This window comes from Colwellia sp. NW0002-52-1 (genome assembly GCF_057550865.1).
The window spans coordinates 187,368-211,115 of sequence record NZ_BAAJLU010000005.1 but is presented as its reverse complement, the minus strand read 5'-3'; the positions used below and the strand labels follow the sequence as shown (position 1 = coordinate 211,115).

Below are 23,748 nucleotides of genomic sequence, written 5' to 3'. Positions count from 1 at the left end.
CGCTAACTATGAGCAAGCTGCCAGTAAATTTAAGTTTATTGATTTAGGTGAATGTTATAACATAACATAAATCAAGTAAAACTTAATCTAAACAAAAGTGAGAATGAGAATTGTTTTGTAAAAAAGTAAATGGTAATTCGGGTTTTGTTAAACCGTTATTGCTGATCATAAGTGTATTATTTACCAATGTAAGTTTCGCCTATACTAATGTGAATGGCTCTGTGAATGAGTCTGTAAATGGCTCTGCCAATACAAGTCAGGCATTTAATTTTTTCAATACTGCTGTTTTACCAGGCACGAAAGAAAATTTTCGTATTGATATACCCAAAGGCGCTCAAGATCCAGCAACATTTATTCCGGTTACTGTTGTGCATGGCGCTAAAAAAGGACCTGTGCTAGCGATTGTTGCCGGTGTACATGGTTACGAATACACTTCTATTATTGCGGTAAATAAATGGATTGCTGCGCTTGAACCCGCCCAAATGAACGGTAGTATTATCATCGTTAGGGTGGCGCATGTTTCTGCTTTTGAAGAGCGATCTGTTTATGTTAATCCTTACGATCGTAAAAACCTTAACCGTAGCTTTCCAGGCAAAGAGCAGGGTACCCAAACCGAGCGAATTGCTTGGGCCATTTCTGAAAATGTAGTCGCAAAAGCAGACTTTCTAATTGATTTACATAGCGGTGATGGTGGTGAGTGGTTAGCACCATTTGTTGGCGTTTATGGTGGCCCATTAGCGAGTAATTTTCCTTTGGCTTTGTCAGTGGCAGAAGCTTTTAATTTCTCGAATATTGTTAGATATAAAATGAATACACAGCAACAAATCGACACTAGACGTTCACTGAATAGACAAGGAGTTGCAGAAAAAATACCAACAATTTTAGTGGAAATTGGCGAAAATGGTTCGAAAGACAAACGCCAGGTTAACGCTATGGTTAATGGGCTTGATAATAGCCTTGTTGTTTTAGGTATAACTAACTTGGATGAAGGTAAACTAGCTAAAACATCTAAGCGCCAAAAAACACAGTATTTTGACGGTACGCGCTCTGTGCCTGTTGAGCATTCAGGCTTATGGTTTCCTAAAGATATGAGCGGAAAACACTTTAAAAAAGGCGACTTGCTAGGAGAGTTAAAAGATTATTTTGGTAATACGCTTGAATTAATTTTAGCCCCTTCCGATGGTTTTGCATTATATGGCCTTGATGGTCCAGCGATAAAAAAAGGCCAAAGTATTATGACCATAGCAACACCAGTGGCAAAATTTTAACAATAGCGTAAGCCTGCGAAACAGCAGATATAAAATAAACTTATACTGCTAAGTTTCTTAGGTGAGTTTAGCTGCTGGTATTATTAAAAATCTAACTTACGCATATCTTTAGTAAAATTTATATGCGTATGAGAGGTTTAAAAAATCGACACCCGGATTACGACTATTTAAACCGCCATTACTATAATGCATATAACGTAAAGCGATTGATTGCTGTAAGTCTTCGCCTACATCTACAGCTATGCCAAGTCTGTCTTCAAATTGGTAATGAGACCCTATATCTTTACCAGCAAACCTCGTGTCGTTTACCAGTGATACGCCAATTCCAAACTCCCATTTTAGTGGGTATTTTTCATTAATATGATAAAAGGTTTTACTAACAACGGGTGAAAGAGCAACTGCTAAGTTGGTTGTATGGTGATTTTTGTCACCATACTCCCAAAAGTTTGCACTTACTTCCCAATAAATATCAAGCGTATCAAATAACGGTACATTACTTAGCGTGTATACATAAGGCCTATAAGCTAAGCGCACACCGGTAATGTCGTCATCACCTATCAACCAATCAACAGCAACAGCTTGAGATACTGTGTTGCTAGAGTTTGATGACTTTAATTGGCTAGTATTGCTTGCATATGCTGAAGCGGCCAAAAAGAGGGTAATAAAAATCAACCCAGATAATTGCGTAAACCTACGACTAAGTAAATGTTTGTTATTCATTGCTATATTCGATATTTATGTTTGTTAAAGAGAAAGTTCGCCAGTAATAATTTGGTCTGAGTAGCTTTGGTACGCTGTTTCAAGCTGTTTCGCGACTGGATCAGGGAAAGCGTGAAAATCGCCATTGTTTAATGCTGTTATAATCGCGTTAGAAACCACTGTTGCATCCGGCGCACCGGCAAAGCCAGCCTCATCACCCATTTCTGTGCCAATAGGGCCTGGGTGTACACTTAATACACTAATACCTTTGTCAGCCCATTTTTCTTTTAGCCCTTGTGTAATTGAATATGCAGCTGCTTTAGAAGCGCAATAGGTTGCTATATCGCCAAAAGTTTTTATTGATGCAATAGAGTTCAATTGAACAAGCGTGCCCTTGTTGTTTTCTAAAGTTTCAGCGAAGGCATTGGCTACACGCATTAAGCCAAAAACATTGATATTAAATTGTTGCATCAATGATGCTTCAGCATCTTCACTCAGTGGCGAAGTTAGGTGCATAATACCAGCATTATTAACCAGTATTTCTACATCAGTAGCTTGATTTGCTAGTTGCTCTATTGATTCTGCATCGCCAACATCTGCGGTTAATGTAACCACTTTATCTTCGTACTTTGCTTCTATTTCTTTAGTTGAAGCTGGGTTGCGCACCGCTAAGTAAACTTTTTTCGCACCGTTAGCTATAAGTGAATCTACAATCGCTTTACCAATGCCGCGATTTGCGCCTGTTACTAGTGCAACTTTATTCTCAATTAAATTTGTCATCATTACGCCTTAATTATTAGTTTATTTTGTACCGATTGGTATTTGTGCGCATGTTATGCCGATCAGAATTGTTTTTCAAGTGGAAAAAATGAGTTTTTTATATTTTGAGCATGACTAGGTTCTTAATAAGAAATAATTTAAAATCACTATGTGATTATTTGTTAACAATCAATGGTTTATGTGGCTTGTTTGAACTTGTTTTTACGAGGTGATTGATTGTAAAAAAGCGTAATTTAATGTGAGATCTGTACGATGTGATGACCAAGCATGCATTTATTATCTCATGTCATGCTTAGTCATTTTTATAGTATAAATTGAATGCGTTTTTTTAAATTAAAAAACAATCTAACCAAAGCTTATGCTGTTGAGCTTTTTACTTAACTTGGTATGGGCTATTTGTACGAATATAAATTGTCGCTTCAACATTTGTTTTATTAGTAATGTTATGAGTAAAGCTACCGTTTGACTCGACATAGCTACCAGGGCTTAAGTGCTGTGATTTTTTTTGATCTACTGAGTTGTACTCAATATCGCCAGCAATAACAACGGCTTTAAACTCGCCTGCCTTAGTGGTTATTTCACCTGTAAAACCTGCAGGTAATTTGATTAGTGAACCGTTCATCTTGGCATTACTTTCCCATACATAGGTAAATTTTACGCCTTCAGCGGTAATATTATTTAGCTCGCTACTGTTGAGCCATACCATGTTATCGCGGTGCAAGTTCAAAGGTCGCTCGCCGTTATCAAACTCTTCTGTTGAAGGTTTAACAAGATATGGCCCTGAGTCAATTTCAAGATAAATTAAGTTAGTCGGGTTATTGGCTGCAGTAGTGTGATCTTCACCTGCAGGCTGGGTCCAAAAAGAACCCGCTGGCAGCCACATTTTTGCTGCGTTAGGATCATCATTATGCATTTGACCTTCAATCACAATGCCACGGTAAGTAATGTTGTGAATATGAGGCGGAGATTCAAAGCCTTTTTTAAAGCGCACTAACATACCTGTTGCTGTATCTTTGGTGCGATCGCCCCATAAATCAGCAGCGCCTGGGCTCTTATCGCCACGAAGCGGGTTTAAATAGCCCCAGGTAATATTACTTGCTGCTACAACTTTTGAAGACGAGGTGTTTTTTAAGGCTGTATCGGCAAAACTGCTAGGTGCTAGTAGCACGGTTAATAAGGCAATACTTGGTATAGTGAATAAACGTGTCATTTTTATAGGCTCTGTTGAATGAGTATGTGGTAATTTTAAAAGATAAAATTAATTCGATAAATAGGGTAATCTTTAATACACTTTCGCGAATACGTGGATAATGACTTGTTAACAGGTCTGACATTTCTTACGCAGATCTTCGAGGTTCAAATGAAAATTACTGATTTACAGGTATTGCTCACCATTGCTGAGCTTAGATCTATTACAGCAGCAGCGCATAAGTTAGATATGAGCTCTTCAGCTACAAGTGTGGCTTTAAAACGTATTGAAAGTACCTTAGGTGCACAAATATTTGTTCGAACGACAAGGCAATTACGCCTGACCCCTGAAGGTGAACGCTATTTGCCGCTTTGCCAACAAGCCTTAAATTTATTACAGCAGGGACAAGTATTAATTCATGAGGAACAGAAATCAATCAGTGGTGAAGTTCGTATAGCTGTGTCGTCTGAAATGGGTCGTAATTTAATGCGCGTTTTACTTAACAATGTGATGAATAATTATAGTGAAGTTACCTTGCGTCTACATGCTAGTGATAGCCGAGTCGACTTTTATCGAGATGGGGTTGATGTTGCTTTGCGTGCAATTACTAAAGATGCAGCAAAAGATCTGAATTTATACGGTTTTAAAATTTGCAATATTCCTCATGTATTATGTGCTGCGCCAGAGTATATTGCCAAGCATGGTGAACCGTTGACCCCAGATGATCTGCCTCAACACAATGCATTGCTTTATAAATTATACGAAGTGGTTCACGACGGTTGGGAGTTAATTAACGATAATAAAAAATATAAGATAAAAATGAATAGTGACCGAGCCGTAAACGACGGTGATATTGTTAGGCGATGGTGTATTGATGGTGAAGGCCTGGCTAAAAAATCGGCTATTGATGTTGCACAAGACTTACTCTCTGGCAGGCTTAAACGATTAATGCCAGATTACAAAGTGCCACTAACTGAAATGTGGTTAGTGCTGCCAAGCCGACAGCTGATCTCACCCGCTATAAGGCTTATTCGTGACGAGTTAAAAGAAACTATTAGCGGACTTAGAATGCAATTAATCGCGAAAAAAATACTGACAGAAACAGAGTGGCCAACAGAAAATTAATTACCACTTATGTTGTGTCTTTATCGTTCATGGTTAAGTTTGAAAAGCCCAAGGCTTTAGAGCCATTAATATTTTTTGATTGAAAAAAATAACGCGAGCAACCTTGAAAGCACAATAAAATACAGCTAATAAAAACTATGTTTTAAAGTGCTTTTATCAAGCAAACTGCATCAACTTTCTAGTATCAATGCGCTTTTTATAATTAATTTAAACAGAGTTGATTTTATGTAAACACATCAAGCAATCAGCGTTATCGTTAATTAGGCAATTCAATATACTGGGTAAATTAACCTTTAGTGTAATCCGCTTTCTTGAATTTCTTTACACGCTTCGCCATCACCATTTTTGCAGGCATTTAATTTCTCTTGTTCTTTTTTATCATTGTGCAGCACTTGTTTTAAATCTTCGGTGCGCTGTTTCGAGGCAATACCATAACTATGGTCGTCGCCCCATAATTCAGCTAACTCAAGTAGAGAGTCATTATCATGTACAGCAAATAGTTTTCCTGCGCGTATAGAAATTTCTTCATCGTTTCCGAGTAAAGTAAGTGCGTCAACACCTAGGTTTAGTGCAGAGTCGAATGTTTCTCGTTTAAATGTATTAATACCTAATTTCATTAATTGATAAGCATGGCGGCGGTCAATTGCACGAGCAGCTATTTTTAAATGCGGATAGTGCTTTTGGGCCAGCGAGGCTATTTCAAGTATTTTGTCAGCATCGTCGATAGCAATAACCAGTAATTGGGCGTCATTGGCTCCTGAAGCATCTAAAAGATCTTTGCGAGCAGCATCGCCGTAGAAAACCTTATTGCCAAATCGTCTTAATAACTCTATTTGGCCAGAGCTATGGTCAAGTATTGATAAGTGATAACCCTGTGCGGTAAGTAAGCGGCCAATTATTTGTCCAAAGCGACCGTAACCAGCAATAATTACATTTTTAGTTGCTTCAATTTCGTTTAGGCTATCAAAGTTTGGTTGTGAGGTGGTTTCACGGTTGATCACTTGATCGTAGAACATGAGTAATAGCGGAGCCATTAGCATAGAAATAGCAACAACTAACGTGGTGATTTTGGTTTGATCAGGCGTAAGAATATTTAACGAAGTTGTTACTGACAATAGCACAAAAGCAAATTCACCCCCTTGTGCTAGTGCTAAAGTAAATAAGAATTTTTGCTTGCTTTTAATGTTAAATGCTATGGCTAAAACATATAAAACAACGGCTTTAATAATAATAAGACCGCATACTAATAGCACGACTAGGCTAAATTCTGTCATCAATAATGGAAAGTCGATTGATGCACCAACGGTGATAAAAAATAACCCAAGTAGCAGGCCTTTAAAAGGTTCGATATCTGCTTCTAATTCATGTCTAAATTCATTTTCAGCCAAAACAACGCCTGCTAAAAATGTACCTAAAGCAGGGGATAAACCTATGTTTTTCATAATCACCGAGATAACAATCACTAAGAATAGTGCAAACAGTGTGAACAATTCGCGTAATCGGGTTTCTGCAATATAGCGAAATAACGGTGCTGAAATGTATTTACCCGCCAATATTATTGCGGCAATAACCAATAAAGCAATTAGCACTTGTCCGTATGCAGGGTAGTGTTCAATTAGGCTACTGTGGGTCGATGCAGTGTTGGCGATGTCTGAAAATGCTAGTAGTGGTAGCAGGGCTAAAATGGGAATAATGGCAATGTCTTGAAATAACAAAACAGAAAAGGCGTTTTGTCCTGCTTCTTGTTTTATCCAGCCTTTTTCCGTTAAGGTTTGTATTACAATTGCGGTTGAGGATAGCGCGAGCATTAAGCCAATGGCTAAGGCAGTTTCCCATCGCAAGCCAAGTAATGAGTAGCACACTATAAATAATAGCGCGCTAGTGACTAAAACTTGTAAACCACCTAAACCAAGTATTGATTTTCTTAGCTTCCATAATCTAGCAGGGTGTAATTCTAATCCAACTAAAAATAGCATCATAACCACACCAAACTCAGCAAAATGCATCACATCTGTTTGGTCGCCAACCAGTCCTAACGCAAAAGGCCCAATAACAATACCGGCAATTAAGTACCCCAGTACAGAGCCCAAACCTAAACGCTTTGCTATTGGTACTGCAATTATTGCAGCGGCTAAATAAATTACTGCCATTTCTAGCATATTATTCCTCGCTTAATGTCGTAAAACGGCTTGTTTTGATGAACACTCGTTTTATAAGTATATGTTATACAGTATGAAAACTGTCTAAAAAAGTGACAGTTGTCTAAACAGTAATAGTTTAATCTTAAGTTTATCTCTTAAATATTTCACGTTAATTTCGCTGTAGCTATAAACTCGATGCACACGTTTAAACATTTATACCAATTGGTATTACATCATAATAAATTAAATACGAGGGTAAATTTTCGGTCAAACAGGTTAATTGAATAACTGAGGGTTACTTCAAAAGTTATTGTGCTTTACCTGATTAAATTTTTATTCTAAATCAGCTAAGTAAAGTAAAAATACAGTTCAGTAATTAATGCTTTAAGCAATTTTTCGAGTAGTTATGATGAATAAAAACCGAAAAGCCTGTTTGGCTTGGTTTTTCGGTTTTCGTTATTGTAAGCGCTTGCATTTTTGAAATTTACAAAAAAACATTATTACCCAATGTAAAGGCGAAATAAAACGTAAATTACCTTTAAGTATTAATGGGTTATTAAACGGAAGTAGGTTTTCTTTTTGTAAGTTCGCCTGATGGTTTTTTTGCCGATTCAGATGAGTTTACTGGCGATTTACTTTTGGCTTTTTTCTTCTTTTTGGCATTTTTATTCGCCGAAATAACGGTGTTAATGAACTCAGCTGACTTTTGATCAGGGTTTAAAGCGATTTTAATCACTCTAGCGTTAAGTTCAACAATATCGCCATGGCGAATTTTTTTACGCTTTTGCACTGTTACTTCGTTATTTACTTTAACATTACCTTCAGTGATCTCGGCTTTAGCTTCGCCGCCACCGCCAACCATATCGGCAATTTTAAGTAACTTACAAAGCTCTATTGGTTCAACACAAATTTCGAAAATTGGATGTTCAGACATGAAATACGCCTAATAATTTTTAAATAATAATATGGCTAGATTCTAGCATATATAACCGTTATTGAATAAAGCCAAATAATAAAATTTACATAACCTGAACTCTGGATAATGAGTGCTTGAAACTCAAGTGAACCAAAAGCTTAGGTAATAAAGTAAATGCTATAGCCAGGTGAACATCACAAATAGATATCATCAATGCTTCATTTTATGCCATTTCCAAGGCAAAACGTTTATGAATAGCGGGCTATTTATCGACGTTTTAACGCAGAAAAAGGATTAAAAGGGAACATTGAGCAAGTGCTGCTTATCCAGAGTTCAGGTTACATATTCTCACAATTAATAATTCGCGAATTAACAGTATTTTAAAAAACATACATGTAGATATTACTGAACAGGAGTAATGGGCTTGCTGTTAAATTAATGTAAGCTTGAATCAATTACATTTTTTATCAAATGTCGCGTAGGTAATCTAGTATTATAATGATGAACAATTAGGTTTCATTGGTGTTTTGTTTATCGTATTTGTTACTACATTTTACTATTAAAAGAGAGAGTTCGTGATTCATATTCCCCAGCAAACACTAGAGTTTTTAGGCTCATCAGCTCCTTTTGATTTACTTACAGAAGATCAATTAAACCATTTGGCTTCAACAATTACCGTTTGTTACATCAGCAAAGGTGATGCTGAACAAATACTCGAACAGCAACGTGGTTCGCTATTTTTAATAAATAGTGGCCAATTTTCAGTGAAAGACTCTCCTGAAAAGACCAGACATTTAAGCGAAGAAGATTATTTTGGCTGTGGCAATGTGCTACATAAAGAAGATCATTTAATCACGATGACAGTAGACAGCCCAGGCTTAGTTTATTGTATTCCGGCTCAAACTTTTGAGTGGTGTGTATCGGTTCAACCGGGCATTGGTAGTTTTTTTCGAAATTATAGCGCAGAAAAAATTCATAGTGAGCAGCTTGATGATTCAACATCTATATGGATGTATAAACCGGTTCATGAAGCTTTAGCTCAAGAGATGATCAGTGCCGATTTAAATAGCAGTATTTTAACGGGCGTTCGGTTAATGGCAAAACATTGTGTTTCGTCTTTGGTGATAACCGATAATCAGCGTTTGGCCGGCATTATTACTGACCGAGATATACGTAACAGGGTGGTGGCTGAGCAAGTTGATGTACAGCAGCCCTTAAGTAGCATTATGACCACTGAACCTGCAAAAATAACACATCAACGTACCTTGTTTGATGCCTTATGCATGATGACAGAGCATAACGTCAACCATTTGCCGATTATAGACAAAGACAGTGAAATGCCTTTAGGAATTTTAACGGCCACCGATATGATCCGACATCAACGCAGTAATGTGTTGTTACTGGTAAAAGCGTTATCAAAAGCAACCTCTATGCACGAGTTGTCTCGGTTATCGTGGCAGTTACCTCAATACTTTTCTAAACACGCAAAGCGTTTAGGGGATTTTGATATAGCAGGTAAAGTACTTTCTCAAGCTACTGATATTATGACCCGAAAATTAATCACCTTCTTTGTGAAAGAGCATGGTGCTGCGCCAATGGATTATTGCTGGCTAGTTTATGGCTCGCAAGCAAGAGAAGACCAAACTATGGGGTCGGATCAAGATAACGGTTTACTACTAGCTACTGAGCCTGACGAACAAGCAGCTCAATACTTTGCCGATTTAGCTGAATATGTATGTAGAGGGCTAGATAAATGCGGTATTAGATTGTGTACAGGCAATATTATGGCGAGCAACCCCTTGTTACGATTGTCAGTAAACCAAGCAATAAAAGAAGCTGAAAATTGGGTACAATCGCCAACACCAGAAGCTATTCTAAACTGTAATATATTCCTCGATGTACGAGGTGTTGCGGGTAATATTCATTTACTTACTCAGTTACATCAGGCGCGTGCCCCGTTATTTAAACAAACTCGCTTTCTGGCTGCATTAACCAGGCATGCTTGTAAATCAATGGTGCCATTATCGGTATTTCAAAAGTTTAGCTACAAGAAAGGCTTGCCTAAAAAAGATTGTATTGATTTAAAGCACAGTGGTGTTGCCATAATTAATGATTTGGTGAGGGTTTATTCATTAGCTAATGGACTAACGATGCCTGCAATTCCTTTACGCCTTGAAAGCTTAATGAACCAACCTGAACTTTCAAGCCAAAATGTAAAAAACTTGCGTGACGTATGGCTTTTACTTAATCGATTGCGCTGGCGTCATCAAACTCAAAATAATGCTAAAGACAATTATTTATCAATGAGTGATTTGTCGTCGATAGAAAAATATCAACTTAAAGAAGCATTCCGCGTTATTCGCCGAACACAACAAGCTGCATTATTTAAGTTTGCTGGTGGCAGTGCATAAATGATCAAAGGTAGCGCGTTTATGTGGCAAAAATTTAATCGCTGGTTACGGCCTCAACATTCAATACCTCCGCAGTGGCGAGATAAGCGTTTATCGGAAATACCTTTTTTGAGTATCGATCTAGAGCTGACATCGATGAATTTAGCCGATGCTAAAATTTTATCTATTGGCTGGGTTGAAGGCAAAGGGAATCAAATAAAACTACAAAGCTGTTTTTATCAGCTTGTGTCTACCAGAGCTCCTTTGCATCAAAGCCCTGTTATTCATGGCTTAACGGCTGATGATATTGCGCAGGGCGAACCGGTACGTGAAGTTTTAGAAAAGCTTATGGGCTATGCACAAAGCCATATTTGGGTATTTCATTGTACCAATCTTGATATGAACATTTTACAAAGAGTTTTTCGCGAACTAGGTATACCGTTACCTACTATCGTAACATTAGACACGTTAACATTTGGTTTGTACCAATTAACTCGACATTTACGCCCGCCACCACCTAACTCAGTGGTATTGCCGGTATGCCGTGCAAGATATGGTTTGCCTGCTGTACCAGCTCATAATGCACTTGATGATGCTATGGCTACTTTGGAACTTCTTTTTGCTCAAATTCAGAAGTTTTCGCCTGACGAAGCAGAAACTTTAGCGAGCTTGAGAATAACCAAAGCGGTGAATGTTTTTCATAGCGAATGATTAATTCGCTTGCTCAGTGTTACTTATGTACGTGTTGTTATTTCAACAATTTAATGGTGCAATTCCAATATCTTCAGTATATATGAACTCAATTGGCGATAACTTTATCTCCTTCCCATTAACAAAAATAGCGGGAAGCTTTATGCTAAAGTGCTCAAGGAAACTAGGTATTTCATTACTCGATATACTAAAAGAAAAACCAGAATTAAAGAAACGTTTTCTGCCACCTAAAACTTCGTAGAAATTTGTTTGCCCGTGAACTTTTGTTAATGGTGGCAGACTCTGATATTCACCATCTATAGCTACTTGAATATCATTTAGTTTTAATGACCATGAATTATTTGACTCAATATCTTTGATAATTATATTGTCACTGGCAAGTTGAAGCGAGATCCCTCCTGGAGCTTGAACCGTCGAAAATACATAAATTTGTCCTATATAATTTTCTGAATTTGAGCTAATAGCTTGTATTGTTAAAAGGGTGTCATAAGACAGTTCAATTTCAATTTTTTCTTTTTGCCCTGCACTACAATTACTGCCAACTAATGTACCACCATCATAAAAGGGTTTGTGATATGAACGGGGAATAGGCACACATGCTGTTATTAGTGTAATTGTAAGTATAAGAAAAAAACACAGCTTCATAATAGACCTTTGAAAACCTTGAAATGACACTTATCATAAAGATGGAACTATTTAGGATGCATTTCTAGTTAATTTCGGCTTGAACAACTTAGATTTCGCTGCCACACATGTTCAATTTTTTGTTTTGATTTATAAACAAAATCGCCCGCTGAGAACTCATTTTTTGGTTGATTTATATACTGTTAATAAGTTTTCATACTTAAATAGCATATAAATCTTATTTCAACGTAAAATATAGGAGAAAAGTAAGTCAATTTATTCTATATTACATTTTGTTACTTTTAATTTGTGGTAATTTAACAAGTTCAGTTTTCACAGTAACATATAAGAAAAAGTTAAATTTAATTTGTAGATAAAGCATTTAGTTTTTTGTTTACGTTATAAATAATCCAGGGAAAAATTATGAATACAGATGAAATGCTAGAAAAAATTACGGAGATGGGCTTACTTTATGGCCCGAAATTGATTGGTGCCATTCTGGTATGGATCGTCGGTGGTTGGATAATCAAAATTATTGGTAGTGTGTTTAAAAGTGCGCTAACTAAAGCAGGTACTGATCCATCATTAATGCCATTTTTAACCGGCATTGTTAATGGCTTACTAAAGGTAATGCTTGTTATAACGGTACTGGGCATGCTTGGTATTGAAATGACCTCGTTCATTGCAATTCTTGGTGCTGCTGGCTTAGCTGTAGGTTTAGCTATGTCGGGCACACTACAAAACTTTGCTGGCGGTGTGATGATCTTAATCTTCAAACCTTTCAAAGTTGGTGATGTAATCGACGCACAAGGTTATGTTGGTAGTGTTTCTCAAATTCAAATATTCAACACCATTTTAAAAACCCCTGATAATAAAACTATTATTATTCCTAACGGTGGTTTGTCTACATCTTCAATGACTAACTACTCAACAGAGCCAAAACGTCGTGTTGATTGGACTATTGGTGTGGCTTACGGTGATGACTTAGATAAAGCGCGTGAAGTGATTCAACGTTTATGTGATGCAGACGACCGTATATTAAAAGATCCAGCAGTATTTATCGCTGTTTCAGCACTAGCTGATAGCTCAGTTAACTTTACGGTACGTGCTTGGGTTAATGCTCCAGATTACTGGGCTGTTTTCTTTGAAATGAACGAGAAAGTATACAAAACTTTTGGTAACGAAGGCTTGAATATTCCTTTCCCACAAATGGATGTTCATCTTCATAAAGACGCTTAATACTTTATATAACTAAGCGCAAAGCTAAACTAAACGTTAAGCTGATAGTTAATGGGGATATCATTTGATATCCCCATTTTTTATATAATGAGTTAGAATTAAATCAATAGTACTTATTCTTCTTCATCTAAAATAACGACTCTAATAATGGTTATCATTTTTTTAGGAACTGTGGTGTAGCCTAGTTCTTCACTGTAACCTACTTCTACTTGTGCCATCGCTTCTAGTACATCATAGCCTTCAACAACTTGACCAAATACAGCATAACCCCATGAACTACCTGGGTCTAAATTTGTATTGTCGTTCAGATTAATAAAAAATTGATTCGTCGCCGAATGGGCATCGTTTAGCTGCTTAGCCATGGCGATAGTACCTTCTGCGTTTTTTAAGCCGTTACCTGACTCGTTAAAAATAGGCGTGTCTGGTTCAACATCGGTGTAGTTTGTCATAAAGCCTCCACCTTGAATAAGATAGCCTTCTTCTACGCGATGGATCATGGTTTTATCGTATTGTCCTCGCGATATGTAGCCTAAAAAGTTATCTACGGTAATCTTCGCTCTGTAGCGATCTAGTTCAATAATCACATTGCCCATTGTGGTTTCTATACGTACTTTAGGGGACAAATTATTCGGTTGAATATATTGGCCTTTACTGGGCGCGGCTAGGAGTGATGATGGGCTTAATATTATTAAAAATGTGGTTATTATCAGCAGAAAAACTTTATTCACGTTAGTACCTTTTATTGATATGAGATAAGCGAAAATATTTATATCTTAACAGTTATTATCTTAATAAAACGTAAAAGCTTACTTAACCTGAACTCTGGTTAATGGGTTAATGGGTTAATGAGTTAATGAGTTAATGGGTTAATGGGTTAATGGATTAATGGGTTAAAAGTAAGCATTAAGCAAGTGCTGCTTATCCAGGGTTCAGGTTACTTAATAAAAGTTAAGTTTAGCGAGGACAAAGCTAAGGGTTAAGCTGAACATAATAAGTTAGCCACTACGGTTTATCTTGAGTAAAACTTAGCGTCTACGTTGTTATTCATTTTATCTGTCGCTTCTCGTCAATGCTCAACAGAGATTGATTAATCAATAATAATTGTCATTTATTATTATTTTTTTTGTTGGACTTTACATCATGCTTAATTTCTAATTCGCGCCAATCACTAATGATAATCTGCCTCTGTATTTTTAAATAAAAAGGCTAAAGGGAAACTAATGAATAAAGATAATCTTGATCAAGCGCGTGCAAACTACAACGTACGTCATTGGAGTCAGGGCTATTTCGGGATCAACGATAGCGGTAACGTATATGTTGCGCCTAAGTTCGAAAATCAAAACCACACGGTAGATTTAACGACTATTGCAAAAATGATTGAAGATAAAGGCTTAACATTGCCTGCTTTAGTGCGCTTTCCGCAAATAATTCATCACCGTATTCACAGTTTATGTGAAGCCTTTAATCAAGCGATTGAGGCTTATGATTATCAACAAAAATATTTATTGGTTTACCCTATTAAGGTAAATCAGCAGCGTGAAGTTGTTGATGAAATTTTAGCTAGCCAACATAACAAAGAATACACCCAACTTGGGCTTGAAGCCGGCAGTAAAGCTGAGTTATTGGCTGTGTTAGCTATGGCGCAAAAAGCTTCATCGGTTATTGTTTGTAACGGCTACAAAGATCGTGAATATGTTCGTTTAGCGTTAATCGGCGAGAAGCTTGGCCATAAAGTACATATCGTATTAGAAAAAATGTCTGAATTGGCGATGATTTTATCTGAAGCGAAAAAATTAAACGTAGAGCCGCGTTTAGGCATTCGTGTACGTTTGGCTTCTCAAGGTAAAGGTAAGTGGCAAGCTAGCGGGGGTGAAAAATCTAAATTTGGTTTGTCAGCCTCACAAGTGTTGAGTGTTGTAAATACACTTAAGCAAGAAGACATGCTTGATACTTTAAAGCTAGTGCATTTCCACTTAGGCTCACAAATAGCCAATATAAGAGATGTAAGATTAGGGGTAAGTGAAGCCGCACGTTTTTACTGTGAGCTTAGACGCCTAGGTGCTGGCATTTTATGCATGGATGTTGGTGGCGGATTAGCGATTGATTATGACGGAACACGCAGTCAATCACATAACTCTATGAATTACAGTCTTGCTGAGTACGCAAATAATATTGTTAATACAATTGGTGATATTTGTAAGAGTTACGAACAACCTATGCCGATGATTATTTCAGAGTCGGGCAGAGCACTTACAGCTCATCATGCGGTATTAATATCGAATGTTATTGGCGCTGAATCTTATGAGCCAGAGAACATAGCTGCGCCTTTAGATGATGAATCTGTGCTGCTAAACAATATGTGGCGTTCATTAGAGCAGTTAAAAGAAAATCAAGACGACCGTGCCTTGATCGAAATTTATCATGATACACAAAGTGATTTGGCTGAAGTACATAGTCAATTCTCTATGGGGTTATTAGATTTAACGCAACGCGCTTGGTCTGAGCAAGTTAACTTGCGTATTTGTTATGAATTAAATTTATTAATGGACAGTAAAAACCGCTTTCATCGACCAATAATTGATGATTTAGCTGAAAAGCTAGCCGATAAATTTTTCGTGAATTTTTCATTGTTTCAATCTTTACCTGATTCATGGGGTATAGATCAGGTTTTTCCGGTGTTACCGTTAAATAACTTAGAAAAATCACATGAAAAAAGAGCTGTGTTATTAGACATTACCTGTGATTCTGACGGTGTTATTGACCAATATGTTGATGGACAAGGTATAGAAAGCACTTTACCTGTACCAGCATGGACAGAAGACGAGCCATACTTATTAGGGTTTTTCTTAGTCGGCGCTTACCAAGAAATTTTAGGCGATATGCATAACTTGTTTGGCGATACTCACAGTGCAGTAGTGTTTTTAAATGATGATGGTGAAGCTGAAATTACAGAAATTAATGAAGGCGATACCGTTGAAGATATGTTGAATTACGTGCACTTAGACGCGAAATTATTTCAACGAACTTATGCTGAACTTATCGACGCTAGATTATCGAAAAGTGAAGGTGATGAAATTTTCAAAGAATTGGTTGATGGTCTTAAAGGCTACACCTACCTTGAAGATCTTTAGAGATTAATGTAATGAAAAATATTTTCAATCAAGTTGATGATTCAATTTACTCTAATGCGATGACTTTCTTACGGCAGCCGTTAGATCAAAACCCAACAGCGTCATCAGCTGATATTGTGGTATTAGGTTTACCGTTTGATATGGCAACAACTGGGCGCTCTGGCGCCCGAATGGGTCCAACAGCCATTAGACAAGCAACTGTGAATTTAGCTTGGGAAGGTAAGCGTTTCCCATGGCCTTTTAGCTTATTAAAAAATTGCAAAATAATTGATGCAGGCGACTTGGTGTTTGCCCCCGGTGATGCGGCGCATTTTTGCACACAAGTTGAAACGGCTGTAGGGCAGTTGCTCGACTCAGGCAAAACTGTTTTATCTTTAGGTGGAGATCACTTTGTTACCTTGCCTATTTTACGCGCTCATGCGAAAAAATTTGGCAAAATGGCATTGATCCACTTTGATGCGCATACCGACACCTATAACAATGGTAGTCGTTATGATCACGGCACCATGTTTTATCATGCGCCGAAAGAAAACCTTATAGACCGTGATAAGTCTGTTCAGGTTGGTATACGCACTAATTATAAAGAGGAAAACCATGGTTTTTCTGTAATTAATGCCATGCAAGCCAATGATATGAGTGTTGATGAAATAGCGGCACAAATTAAAAGTCGTGTTGGCGATATGCCGGTTTATCTTACGTTTGATATTGATTGCCTAGACCCAGCATTTGCGCCAGGTACAGGCACGCCGGTTTGTGGTGGTTTAACGACAGATAAAACCTTAAAAATATTGCGCGCGTTGGCGGGTATTAATATTATTGGTATGGATGTAGTTGAAGTGGCTCCCGCCTATGATAATAGCGATGTAACCGCCTTAGCAGCAGCGACTATTGCTGTTGAATTGGCTCATCTTTGGACCGTAAAGCATAAGTTAGTTTAAGGCAGCAAAACCGCATTAGCGTTCGTAAGTTGTGCTGCATAACTTACGAACTAACTCATATATTCCTTTAAGTTAGAGTTTTTTAACTAACCATCTCATAGTTATCTGTTATTCCATAAGCCTGAGCTTTAACCTTAGTTTTAATTTTAGTCATGCTAATAGCTTCTAATGGTTATGTTTTCAACGTTAGCGACTAAAAATAAACTTTAAGTGTTAAGTCTTTACAACGTTGCATGCAAAAGGTGCTAGGTTTATGCTGTTTACATTAATACCTGATGAATATAAATCATAAATATTGAGAAAATATAACGCTTATTAAGGAATAAATATTAGCAATGTCAGTAAAAAATCAACACCAAAATACGAATGTTTTTACACGCATTGCCAACATGCTGGGTGATAAATTAGCAACGTTTTTGAATAAACCCCGTGACTCTTACACAACATTTAGTACGCTTACTACTGAACAATTAAAAGCAACGCTTTTACCCGGTGACTTACTATTAATAGAAGGTGATAGTCGCATTAGTACCGCGATTAAATATTTAACTCAATCTACTTGGTCTCATGTGTGCATTTATATTGGCGATAAACCTGATTTACAGCCTTTATTAGAAGCTGATTTGGTTGAAGGTGTTACTACCGTGCCTTTAGATAAATATGCGGGATTTAATATGCGTATTTGTCGCCCGGTTAGTCTAACCGAAGCAGATAATAAAGCCTTAATCGCATTTGTTACTGATCGCCTTGGTGTGCAATACGACACAAAAAACATAATTGATTTAATGCGTTACTTATTGCCAACGCCACCTGTACCGCTTCGTTTTCGTCGAAGGTTACTTGAATTTGGTAGTGGGGATCCAACTAAAGCTATTTGTTCTACGTTAGTTGCGCAGGCTTTTCAGTCAATTCGTTATCCTATTTTGCCTTTAAATGTGCCTGATAGTCATGAGTCAAAAAAACAAGTAATACCTGTAAAAGGCTTTTCACGACTAAAAACCCGACTATTTAATAAAAACCGTTTAAAGAAAAGACATTACAGCCACTTTATTCCAAGGGATTTTGACTTGTCACCGTATTTTGAAATTGTAAAGCCCACGCTTAAAAAGGGCTTTAACTATAAGGAAATTCAGTGGGTAGACCAAAGAAAAGATATGGCTCAGAAACCAAGCTCAAAATAGAAGTTGATTAGGGTCAGCATCTACATGCTTTAAACTGTATTCTTTTAAACTACATTGTTTAAAAAACGCTGACCCTAAAAATTTAATTTAACTGAATCTAATTGCCTTTATTTTATATCACTTACTACGTCACTTTTTATATCAATGACCTTTGAAACACCTCTGTCGCGTGAGTCAGACGCTGGAATAAGATTATCTCCATCTTTATAAATAACCTGTATATCACCAAATTCCCAGCTGTGAGGCTCAACGCGATAGCCGCGCTTGGTTAACGCCTTAATGGTGCTTTGAGGCAGCGGAAGCGAAGGGCTTTGGGTGATTAAATCAGGCGGAAGTAATTGATGATGAAAACGACTAGCGCTAGCAGCTTCAAGTGGTGTCATTTTAAAATCAAGTATATTAACCACGGCTTGGAATACTGAGGTGAATATGGTCGAGCCACCTGGTGTGCCAATCACCATAACAGGTTTGTTGTTTTGTAAAAGAATGGTCGGCGACATTGAAGAAAGCATGCGCTTGCCTGGCTGTATTTCATTAGCGGTATTACCGACTACGCCGAATATATTAGCGACACCTGGTTTAACACTAAAGTCATCCATTTCATTGTTTAATAAAAAGCCTGCGCCTTCAACCACGACACCCGAGCCATATGCCCAGTTAATGGTATAGGTATTTGAAACCGCATTGCCATCAGCATCAACAATTGAGTAATGCGTAGTATTGGGTGACTGTAGGCCCGGATTAACCGACTCTAAACGCGATATGGCATGTGGTTTTACTTCCATAGCACGTCGTTTGATATACTCGTCGCTAATTAAGTGTGTCATGTCAATATCTACAAATGCGGGATCGCCAAGGTACTCAGCGCGATCAGCAAATACGCGTTTTTCCATTTCAGCAACTAAATGCACATATTGTTCAGAGTTATGGCCAACGCCTGCAAATTCTTCGCTTAAATAGTCTTTCATTTTTAATAATTGGATAACACCAAAACCACCAGAGCTTGGCGGTGGCGAAGACAAAATTTGATAGTCGCGCCAGTTAGCTTTTAAAGGCTCGCGCCAAACCGCTTTATATTGGGCAAGATCTTCTGCGCTGATAATACCACCGCTTTTCTGCATTTGTTTAACTAGCAGTTTTGCAGTTTCACCATGATAAAACTCTTTGCGGCCATTTTTGGCTATGCGTTTTAAGGTTGCTGCAAGCTCAGGTTGTTTAAATACTTTGCCGTGTTCAACATGTCCAAAATACTGTTGAAAATTAGTCAGGCCATTAAAGCGCTGGTAATTACCTTGTATATCATCAACCAGTATTTTGGCTGGAATAAACCCTTGCTCTGCTAATTTAATTGCCGGCTCTACTAACTTACTCCATGGCAATTTACCAAAGCGTTGATGCGCTTCCCAAAAGCCCGCAACCGTTCCTGGCACGCCAGGCGCTTTAGCACCAATTAAACTTAAGTTTTGAATAACGGCTTTTTCGTCATTCAAATACATATCGCGATGCGCGGTTAAAGGGGCTGTTTCCCGGTAATCTAAAAACAAGGCTTCGCCATCGATATAAATAAGCATAAAGCCACCGCCGCCAATATTCCCTGCATCAATATAGGTAACGGCTAATGCGAAACCTGTGGCTATAGCCGCGTCAACAGCGTTACCTCCGGCAAGAAGAATGTCTTCAGCTACTTTTGCAGCATATTTATCGGGTATCGCAACTGCTGCTTGAGAAATTTTTGCAACAGCTTTATTTTCTGCATTAGCATGAGAAATAAAAACTGAAAAAAACAAAATAGAAATAAGAGTATAAATACGAGCGCCATAGGTCATGGGGTATTCCTTGATGGTTATTCTACTGGTTGCATTGTGCTTTTTTTACTAGCAGCACAGAACATTAAGCTAGATTAATGTTATATATTATCAACAGTGAACAAAGCAATTAATAAATAATATTATGGCAATTAAAATAATTAACGTATTTGAGCTATATAAAATAAATTAAAGCTTATGTCTAATTTGGTTCGCACATTCAGCCAATACAATCGCGCCTGCGGTTGAAACATTTAATGAGTTACCCATGCCAAACATTGGAATATGTATGTGCTGATCACTTAATGCTAATGCAGCTTCACTTACGCCTTTTCGCTCGTTACCCAACACTAATACGGTTTTTTCAGGATAGGCAATCGTTGCATAATCGACCGACTCGTGACATAGCTCTACGCTATAAATAGCATAGTTATCAGTAAGCAACTGGTTTAAGGTGTCAACCGTGCTTTCTTTATATTCAACCGTTACCCACTTAGCTTCATTTCTTGAGGCTTTTTTCATTTTTTTATCTGAAATACTCAAAGCCCCAGTACCACAAACAATGACTTTTTCAATTGCAAAAGCATCTGCCAAACGAATAAATGCACCTATGTTGTAGCTGTTGGTTACATTGTCTAGTACAACAATTAAAGGAATCTTGGGTTTTGTTAAATATTCATCGCGAGATAACTTGGTTTCTCTAAGCTCTACTTTGCTTAGCTGCATATTTGACGGCATTATTTCTACTCTTTTTACTTTGGTGATCAAACTGCTAGCGTTAAGGCTAGTTTGTAAGAGGGTTGCACTGTGGTTTTCATCGCGAAGGATTGTGCGGTTTTATCAATGGAAGATCAAATAATTATTTATCGATATCTGCTTAAGTTTTCTGCCATTAAAATAAGTTCATGCAAAGTACTTTAGTTGAAAACGTGAGACGCTAGAAATATGCTCAGATTGAAATGAAAAATTGATAGTAACTAGTTCAACTAGTTGAAAAAAATAAGCATTTAGTACAAAGTAAACTATCATGGCTTAAATTTATTTTTAAAGAAGAGATCTTCATGAAGGCAGTGTATAACGTTTTTACAACCAGTATTGTTTTGTTAATCTTTGTCGCCTTAACGGGGTGTTCATCAAACGCACCTTCGCTAGGCATTGAAAATGGTCAGTTAATGCCGTGCCCTAATAAGCCCAATTGCGTTAATAGTTTCTCACAAGATAAAGCTCAATATATTAAACCGATTGTTATTGTAGGTTCAAACAAGGAAGTTGAAAACGCCATTTTACAGGTTGTAAATACATTAGATAACTCGAAGGTAACTGTGACTGAAAATAGCTATATTCGTGCTGAGTTTAGCTCAAAAATTTTTGGTTTTGTTGACGATGTAGAGTTTTATTTTCCTGCTAAAACAAGTGAAAAAACTGTTTATATTCGCTCTGCGGCTAGGATTGGTTACTCTGATTTTAATGTTAATAGGGAGCGGGTTGAATTAATACGCTTGAGCCTTGAGGCACGTGAAAAGTAAATGCATTAGCTAGGTATTAGGCTTGTTTGAGTGCTTTACTTTTTTTAAATTAAGTTACGCTCAATTTCTGGTGCTATATTTGTGAAATTTAGCCAAATATCTTCATCAATAGCCTTTTTAGTTATCATTTTTTTGCATTCAGCGTTAGAAATAACACCTTTATTCACCATTAAATACAGCTCACCTAATTGATTTGCATTATATAACAGTACAGCCAAAGTTGAGGTGGGCTTGGTTTGTTGTTGCTCTAATGCTTCACAATAAATTTTTGGTAGCTTCCACTCTATTGAGATTAAATAGCTTATATTGAGAGACATTTTGGTCATTAATTTTTTAAAGATAGTGGTGCCTGGCAGGCTTGATATCTCTTCAGCTAATGCTTTTGATAGACAATCAAATATAATGACCTTTCCTAAATCATGAATTAACCCTAAAAAATATGCGTCGAATGCGTTTTCGTCTTGCTTCGAGGCTAAAAGTTCACAAAGCGTTGCACATTGCACACTATGAAGCCAAATTTGTTTACCGAACATGGCGTAATAAATAGGTTTACTGGGTATAACTTTTGCCATTAAAAGCGTTGTGGCAATTTGCAACAACCCTGTTAAACCTAAAAAAGTAATCGCTCGGTTTAACGATACAATTTCTTTTTCGCCGCGATGATAAAGAGCAGAGTTAGCTGTTTTTAAAACAGCCAAGGCAAATGCAGGGTCTTGTTCAATAATTTCAACGAAGCTTTGTACGCTCGAGTCTGGATTATCAATGGCATTTAAAAGACGAACTAGCATCGCGGGTAGTGTAGGAATATGTGTGCTAAGACTCGTAGGATTATTTAATATAGCACTAACTTTTTCTAATACTTTAGTTTCGAGCTTGCTCATGGGGATATTAGCGTTTATATCGCCAAACATAATGTCATAAAAAATGGTCGATATATTTTTGAGCACTTGAATATCTCCTTATATTCTTTAGGTTTACATTGTTATGCAGCTTAACTTAATACTATAACGTTAAAATAATATTACGGATAAAATAACTATTCATTAAAGTAACTATATCACTCAACTGTTTATTGTCGATAATTTATCAAAGCCATTTTTTAGTTATACCTGACTATTCTGAACTGCTGAAGCCAAAATATCGACACCATTCTCTACCATGAATGTATGAAAAGCATTTGCAAGTATAGTAGGTTGTCGAGATGCATTTTGCACTAAACGCCATTTACTGCGAATAGGGAAGTGCTCAGCATTAATAATTTTTATACCGGGCATTATGCCAAAGTCTAAACTGTGTTTACTTAGTACCGATATCCCTAAACCTGCTGCAACAGCCTGTTTTATTGCCTCACTGCTCGCTATGGTCATTTTTTCGTTCAAACTAAAGCCGTGTTGTTTAAATAACTCGACAGTATATTCGCGCGTACCCGAACCTGACTCTCGCAGAATAAATGGATAGTGACTTAAGCGCGCCAAACTCACTTTTGGAAATTGTGCCAATTCATGGTTTTCTGGCACCACTACCACCACTTCATTATCTAAAAAAGGGGTTTCAAGCACGGGTACATTTTGCGGAATATTACTGAAAATATAAAAGTCGTCGCTATTGTCATGCAATCGGCTTTGTATTTTTTCTCGATTACCTATTTCTAATTTTATTTCTACTTTTGGGTGTTGTTTAGCAAAGGCGGCAAGTAGTAATGGTAAAAAATACTGTGCGGTGGTTACCACTGAAATTGATAATGTACCTGTTATCACGCCTTGCAAATTATCTATATCAGTTTTGAGGTTATCCAAGGTCTGAAAAATAGTATTTGCACTGCGAAGCACTGCTTTACCTGCATCGGTAAGGGTAAGTTTTCTACCTTGCATTTGATAAACCGGTAAACCGATTAATTCGCTGAGATTTTTCAGCTGGATAGAGACCGAAGGCTGAGAAATATGTAAATTTTCAGCAACTACTGACAAACTTTGATCTCTAGCCAACGCTTGAACAAGCTGTAATTGCCTCATGGTGGGCTGTCGATTTGACTGTAAATTTAATGGCATATAGAATTTTATCTATGATGTTAATTAATTTTATATA

General features: G+C 37.3%; 20 protein-coding genes. 9 read left to right on the top strand and 11 right to left on the bottom strand.

Going from position 1 to position 23,748, the window contains the following annotated elements; genetic code table 11:
* Positions 1-110: 110 nt before the first annotated feature.
* Positions 111-1,268 carry a M14 family metallopeptidase gene (locus tag AC27H3_RS07655; protein ID WP_487105040.1) on the top strand — a complete coding sequence of 386 codons (1,158 nt, stop codon included), beginning with the start codon at positions 111-113 and terminating at the stop codon, positions 1,266-1,268.
* A gap of 108 nt (positions 1,269-1,376) precedes the next feature.
* Here AC27H3_RS07655 and AC27H3_RS07650 read toward each other — a convergent pair whose 3' ends face one another.
* The 3 genes from AC27H3_RS07650 to AC27H3_RS07640 all read right to left on the bottom strand — a co-directional run bounded on the left by AC27H3_RS07650 (position 1,377) and on the right by AC27H3_RS07640 (position 3,957).
* Entirely contained in the window at positions 1,377-1,988 is a 612-nt protein-coding gene (locus tag AC27H3_RS07650; RefSeq protein WP_487105038.1) for an acyloxyacyl hydrolase, read from the bottom strand.
* 24 nt (positions 1,989-2,012) lie between these two features.
* Positions 2,013-2,747 carry an SDR family oxidoreductase gene (locus AC27H3_RS07645; RefSeq protein WP_487105036.1) on the bottom strand — a complete coding sequence of 245 codons (735 nt, stop codon included), beginning with the start codon at positions 2,745-2,747 and terminating at the stop codon, positions 2,013-2,015.
* A 373-nt stretch (positions 2,748-3,120) separates the two neighbouring features.
* Positions 3,121-3,957, bottom strand: coding sequence for a DUF4437 domain-containing protein (locus AC27H3_RS07640; protein ID WP_487105034.1), 837 nt, complete (start codon positions 3,955-3,957; stop codon positions 3,121-3,123).
* A 150-nt stretch (positions 3,958-4,107) separates the two neighbouring features.
* Between AC27H3_RS07640 and AC27H3_RS07635 the strand changes: the two genes are divergently transcribed.
* Entirely contained in the window at positions 4,108-5,061 is a 954-nt protein-coding gene (locus AC27H3_RS07635; RefSeq protein WP_487105032.1) for a LysR family transcriptional regulator, read from the top strand.
* A gap of 293 nt (positions 5,062-5,354) precedes the next feature.
* Here AC27H3_RS07635 and AC27H3_RS07630 read toward each other — a convergent pair whose 3' ends face one another.
* On the bottom strand, positions 5,355-7,220 hold the full coding sequence (locus AC27H3_RS07630; RefSeq protein WP_487105030.1) for a monovalent cation:proton antiporter-2 (CPA2) family protein: 1,866 nt from the start codon (positions 7,218-7,220) through the stop codon (positions 5,355-5,357).
* A 538-nt stretch (positions 7,221-7,758) separates the two neighbouring features.
* Complete coding sequence (locus tag AC27H3_RS07625) at positions 7,759-8,136, bottom strand: RNA-binding S4 domain-containing protein (protein ID WP_487105028.1); 378 nt, start codon at positions 8,134-8,136, stop codon at positions 7,759-7,761.
* A 557-nt stretch (positions 8,137-8,693) separates the two neighbouring features.
* Between AC27H3_RS07625 and AC27H3_RS07620 the strand changes: the two genes are divergently transcribed.
* A complete protein-coding gene (locus tag AC27H3_RS07620) occupies positions 8,694-10,529 on the top strand; it encodes a DUF294 nucleotidyltransferase-like domain-containing protein (protein WP_487105026.1) in 1,836 nt (611 codons plus the stop codon).
* On the top strand, positions 10,530-11,219 hold the full coding sequence (locus AC27H3_RS07615) for a 3'-5' exonuclease (protein ID WP_487105025.1): 690 nt from the start codon (positions 10,530-10,532) through the stop codon (positions 11,217-11,219). It abuts the gene before it with no gap.
* Positions 11,220-11,261: 42 nt separating this feature from the next.
* Here AC27H3_RS07615 and AC27H3_RS07610 read toward each other — a convergent pair whose 3' ends face one another.
* Complete coding sequence (locus AC27H3_RS07610) at positions 11,262-11,813, bottom strand: hypothetical protein (protein WP_487105023.1); 552 nt, start codon at positions 11,811-11,813, stop codon at positions 11,262-11,264.
* 453 nt (positions 11,814-12,266) lie between these two features.
* Between AC27H3_RS07610 and AC27H3_RS07605 the strand changes: the two genes are divergently transcribed.
* Positions 12,267-13,082, top strand: coding sequence for a mechanosensitive ion channel family protein (locus AC27H3_RS07605; protein WP_487105022.1), 816 nt, complete (start codon positions 12,267-12,269; stop codon positions 13,080-13,082).
* Between the two features lie 113 nt (positions 13,083-13,195).
* On the opposite strand, the gene AC27H3_RS07600 is transcribed toward AC27H3_RS07605, so the two are convergent.
* Complete coding sequence (locus AC27H3_RS07600) at positions 13,196-13,810, bottom strand: peptidylprolyl isomerase (protein WP_233131414.1); 615 nt, start codon at positions 13,808-13,810, stop codon at positions 13,196-13,198.
* A 492-nt stretch (positions 13,811-14,302) separates the two neighbouring features.
* Between AC27H3_RS07600 and speA the strand changes: the two genes are divergently transcribed.
* The 3 genes from speA to AC27H3_RS07585 all read left to right on the top strand — a co-directional run bounded on the left by speA (position 14,303) and on the right by AC27H3_RS07585 (position 18,332).
* Positions 14,303-16,213, top strand: a complete 1,911-nt coding sequence (gene speA, locus AC27H3_RS07595) for a biosynthetic arginine decarboxylase (protein ID WP_085304647.1) — start codon at positions 14,303-14,305, stop codon at positions 16,211-16,213.
* 11 nt (positions 16,214-16,224) lie between these two features.
* Positions 16,225-17,151: an agmatinase gene (gene speB, locus AC27H3_RS07590; protein WP_487105019.1), complete on the top strand. Its 927-nt coding sequence runs from the start codon at positions 16,225-16,227 to the stop codon at positions 17,149-17,151.
* Positions 17,152-17,486: 335 nt separating this feature from the next.
* The gene (locus AC27H3_RS07585; RefSeq protein WP_487105017.1) at positions 17,487-18,332 is read left to right on the top strand and encodes a YiiX/YebB-like N1pC/P60 family cysteine hydrolase; all 846 of its coding nucleotides are present in this window, start codon (positions 17,487-17,489) and stop codon (positions 18,330-18,332) included.
* Between the two features lie 107 nt (positions 18,333-18,439).
* On the opposite strand, the gene ggt is transcribed toward AC27H3_RS07585, so the two are convergent.
* Positions 18,440-20,158, bottom strand: coding sequence for a gamma-glutamyltransferase (ggt, locus tag AC27H3_RS07580; protein WP_487105015.1), 1,719 nt, complete (start codon positions 20,156-20,158; stop codon positions 18,440-18,442).
* Positions 20,159-20,326: 168 nt separating this feature from the next.
* Positions 20,327-20,875 (bottom strand): TrmH family RNA methyltransferase, encoded by a 549-nt coding sequence (locus AC27H3_RS07575; RefSeq protein WP_487105013.1) that lies wholly within the window; start codon positions 20,873-20,875, stop codon positions 20,327-20,329.
* Positions 20,876-21,198: 323 nt separating this feature from the next.
* On the opposite strand from AC27H3_RS07575, the gene AC27H3_RS07570 reads away from it, so the two are divergent.
* Positions 21,199-21,663 (top strand): DUF1499 domain-containing protein, encoded by a 465-nt coding sequence (locus AC27H3_RS07570; protein WP_487105011.1) that lies wholly within the window; start codon positions 21,199-21,201, stop codon positions 21,661-21,663.
* A gap of 44 nt (positions 21,664-21,707) precedes the next feature.
* Here the strand turns inward: AC27H3_RS07570 and AC27H3_RS07565 are convergent, their stop codons facing one another.
* Entirely contained in the window at positions 21,708-22,610 is a 903-nt protein-coding gene (locus AC27H3_RS07565) for an HDOD domain-containing protein (RefSeq protein WP_487105009.1), read from the bottom strand.
* A 156-nt stretch (positions 22,611-22,766) separates the two neighbouring features.
* Positions 22,767-23,711, bottom strand: coding sequence for a LysR family transcriptional regulator (locus AC27H3_RS07560; RefSeq protein ID WP_487105007.1), 945 nt, complete (start codon positions 23,709-23,711; stop codon positions 22,767-22,769).
* Positions 23,712-23,748 lie beyond the last annotated feature (37 nt).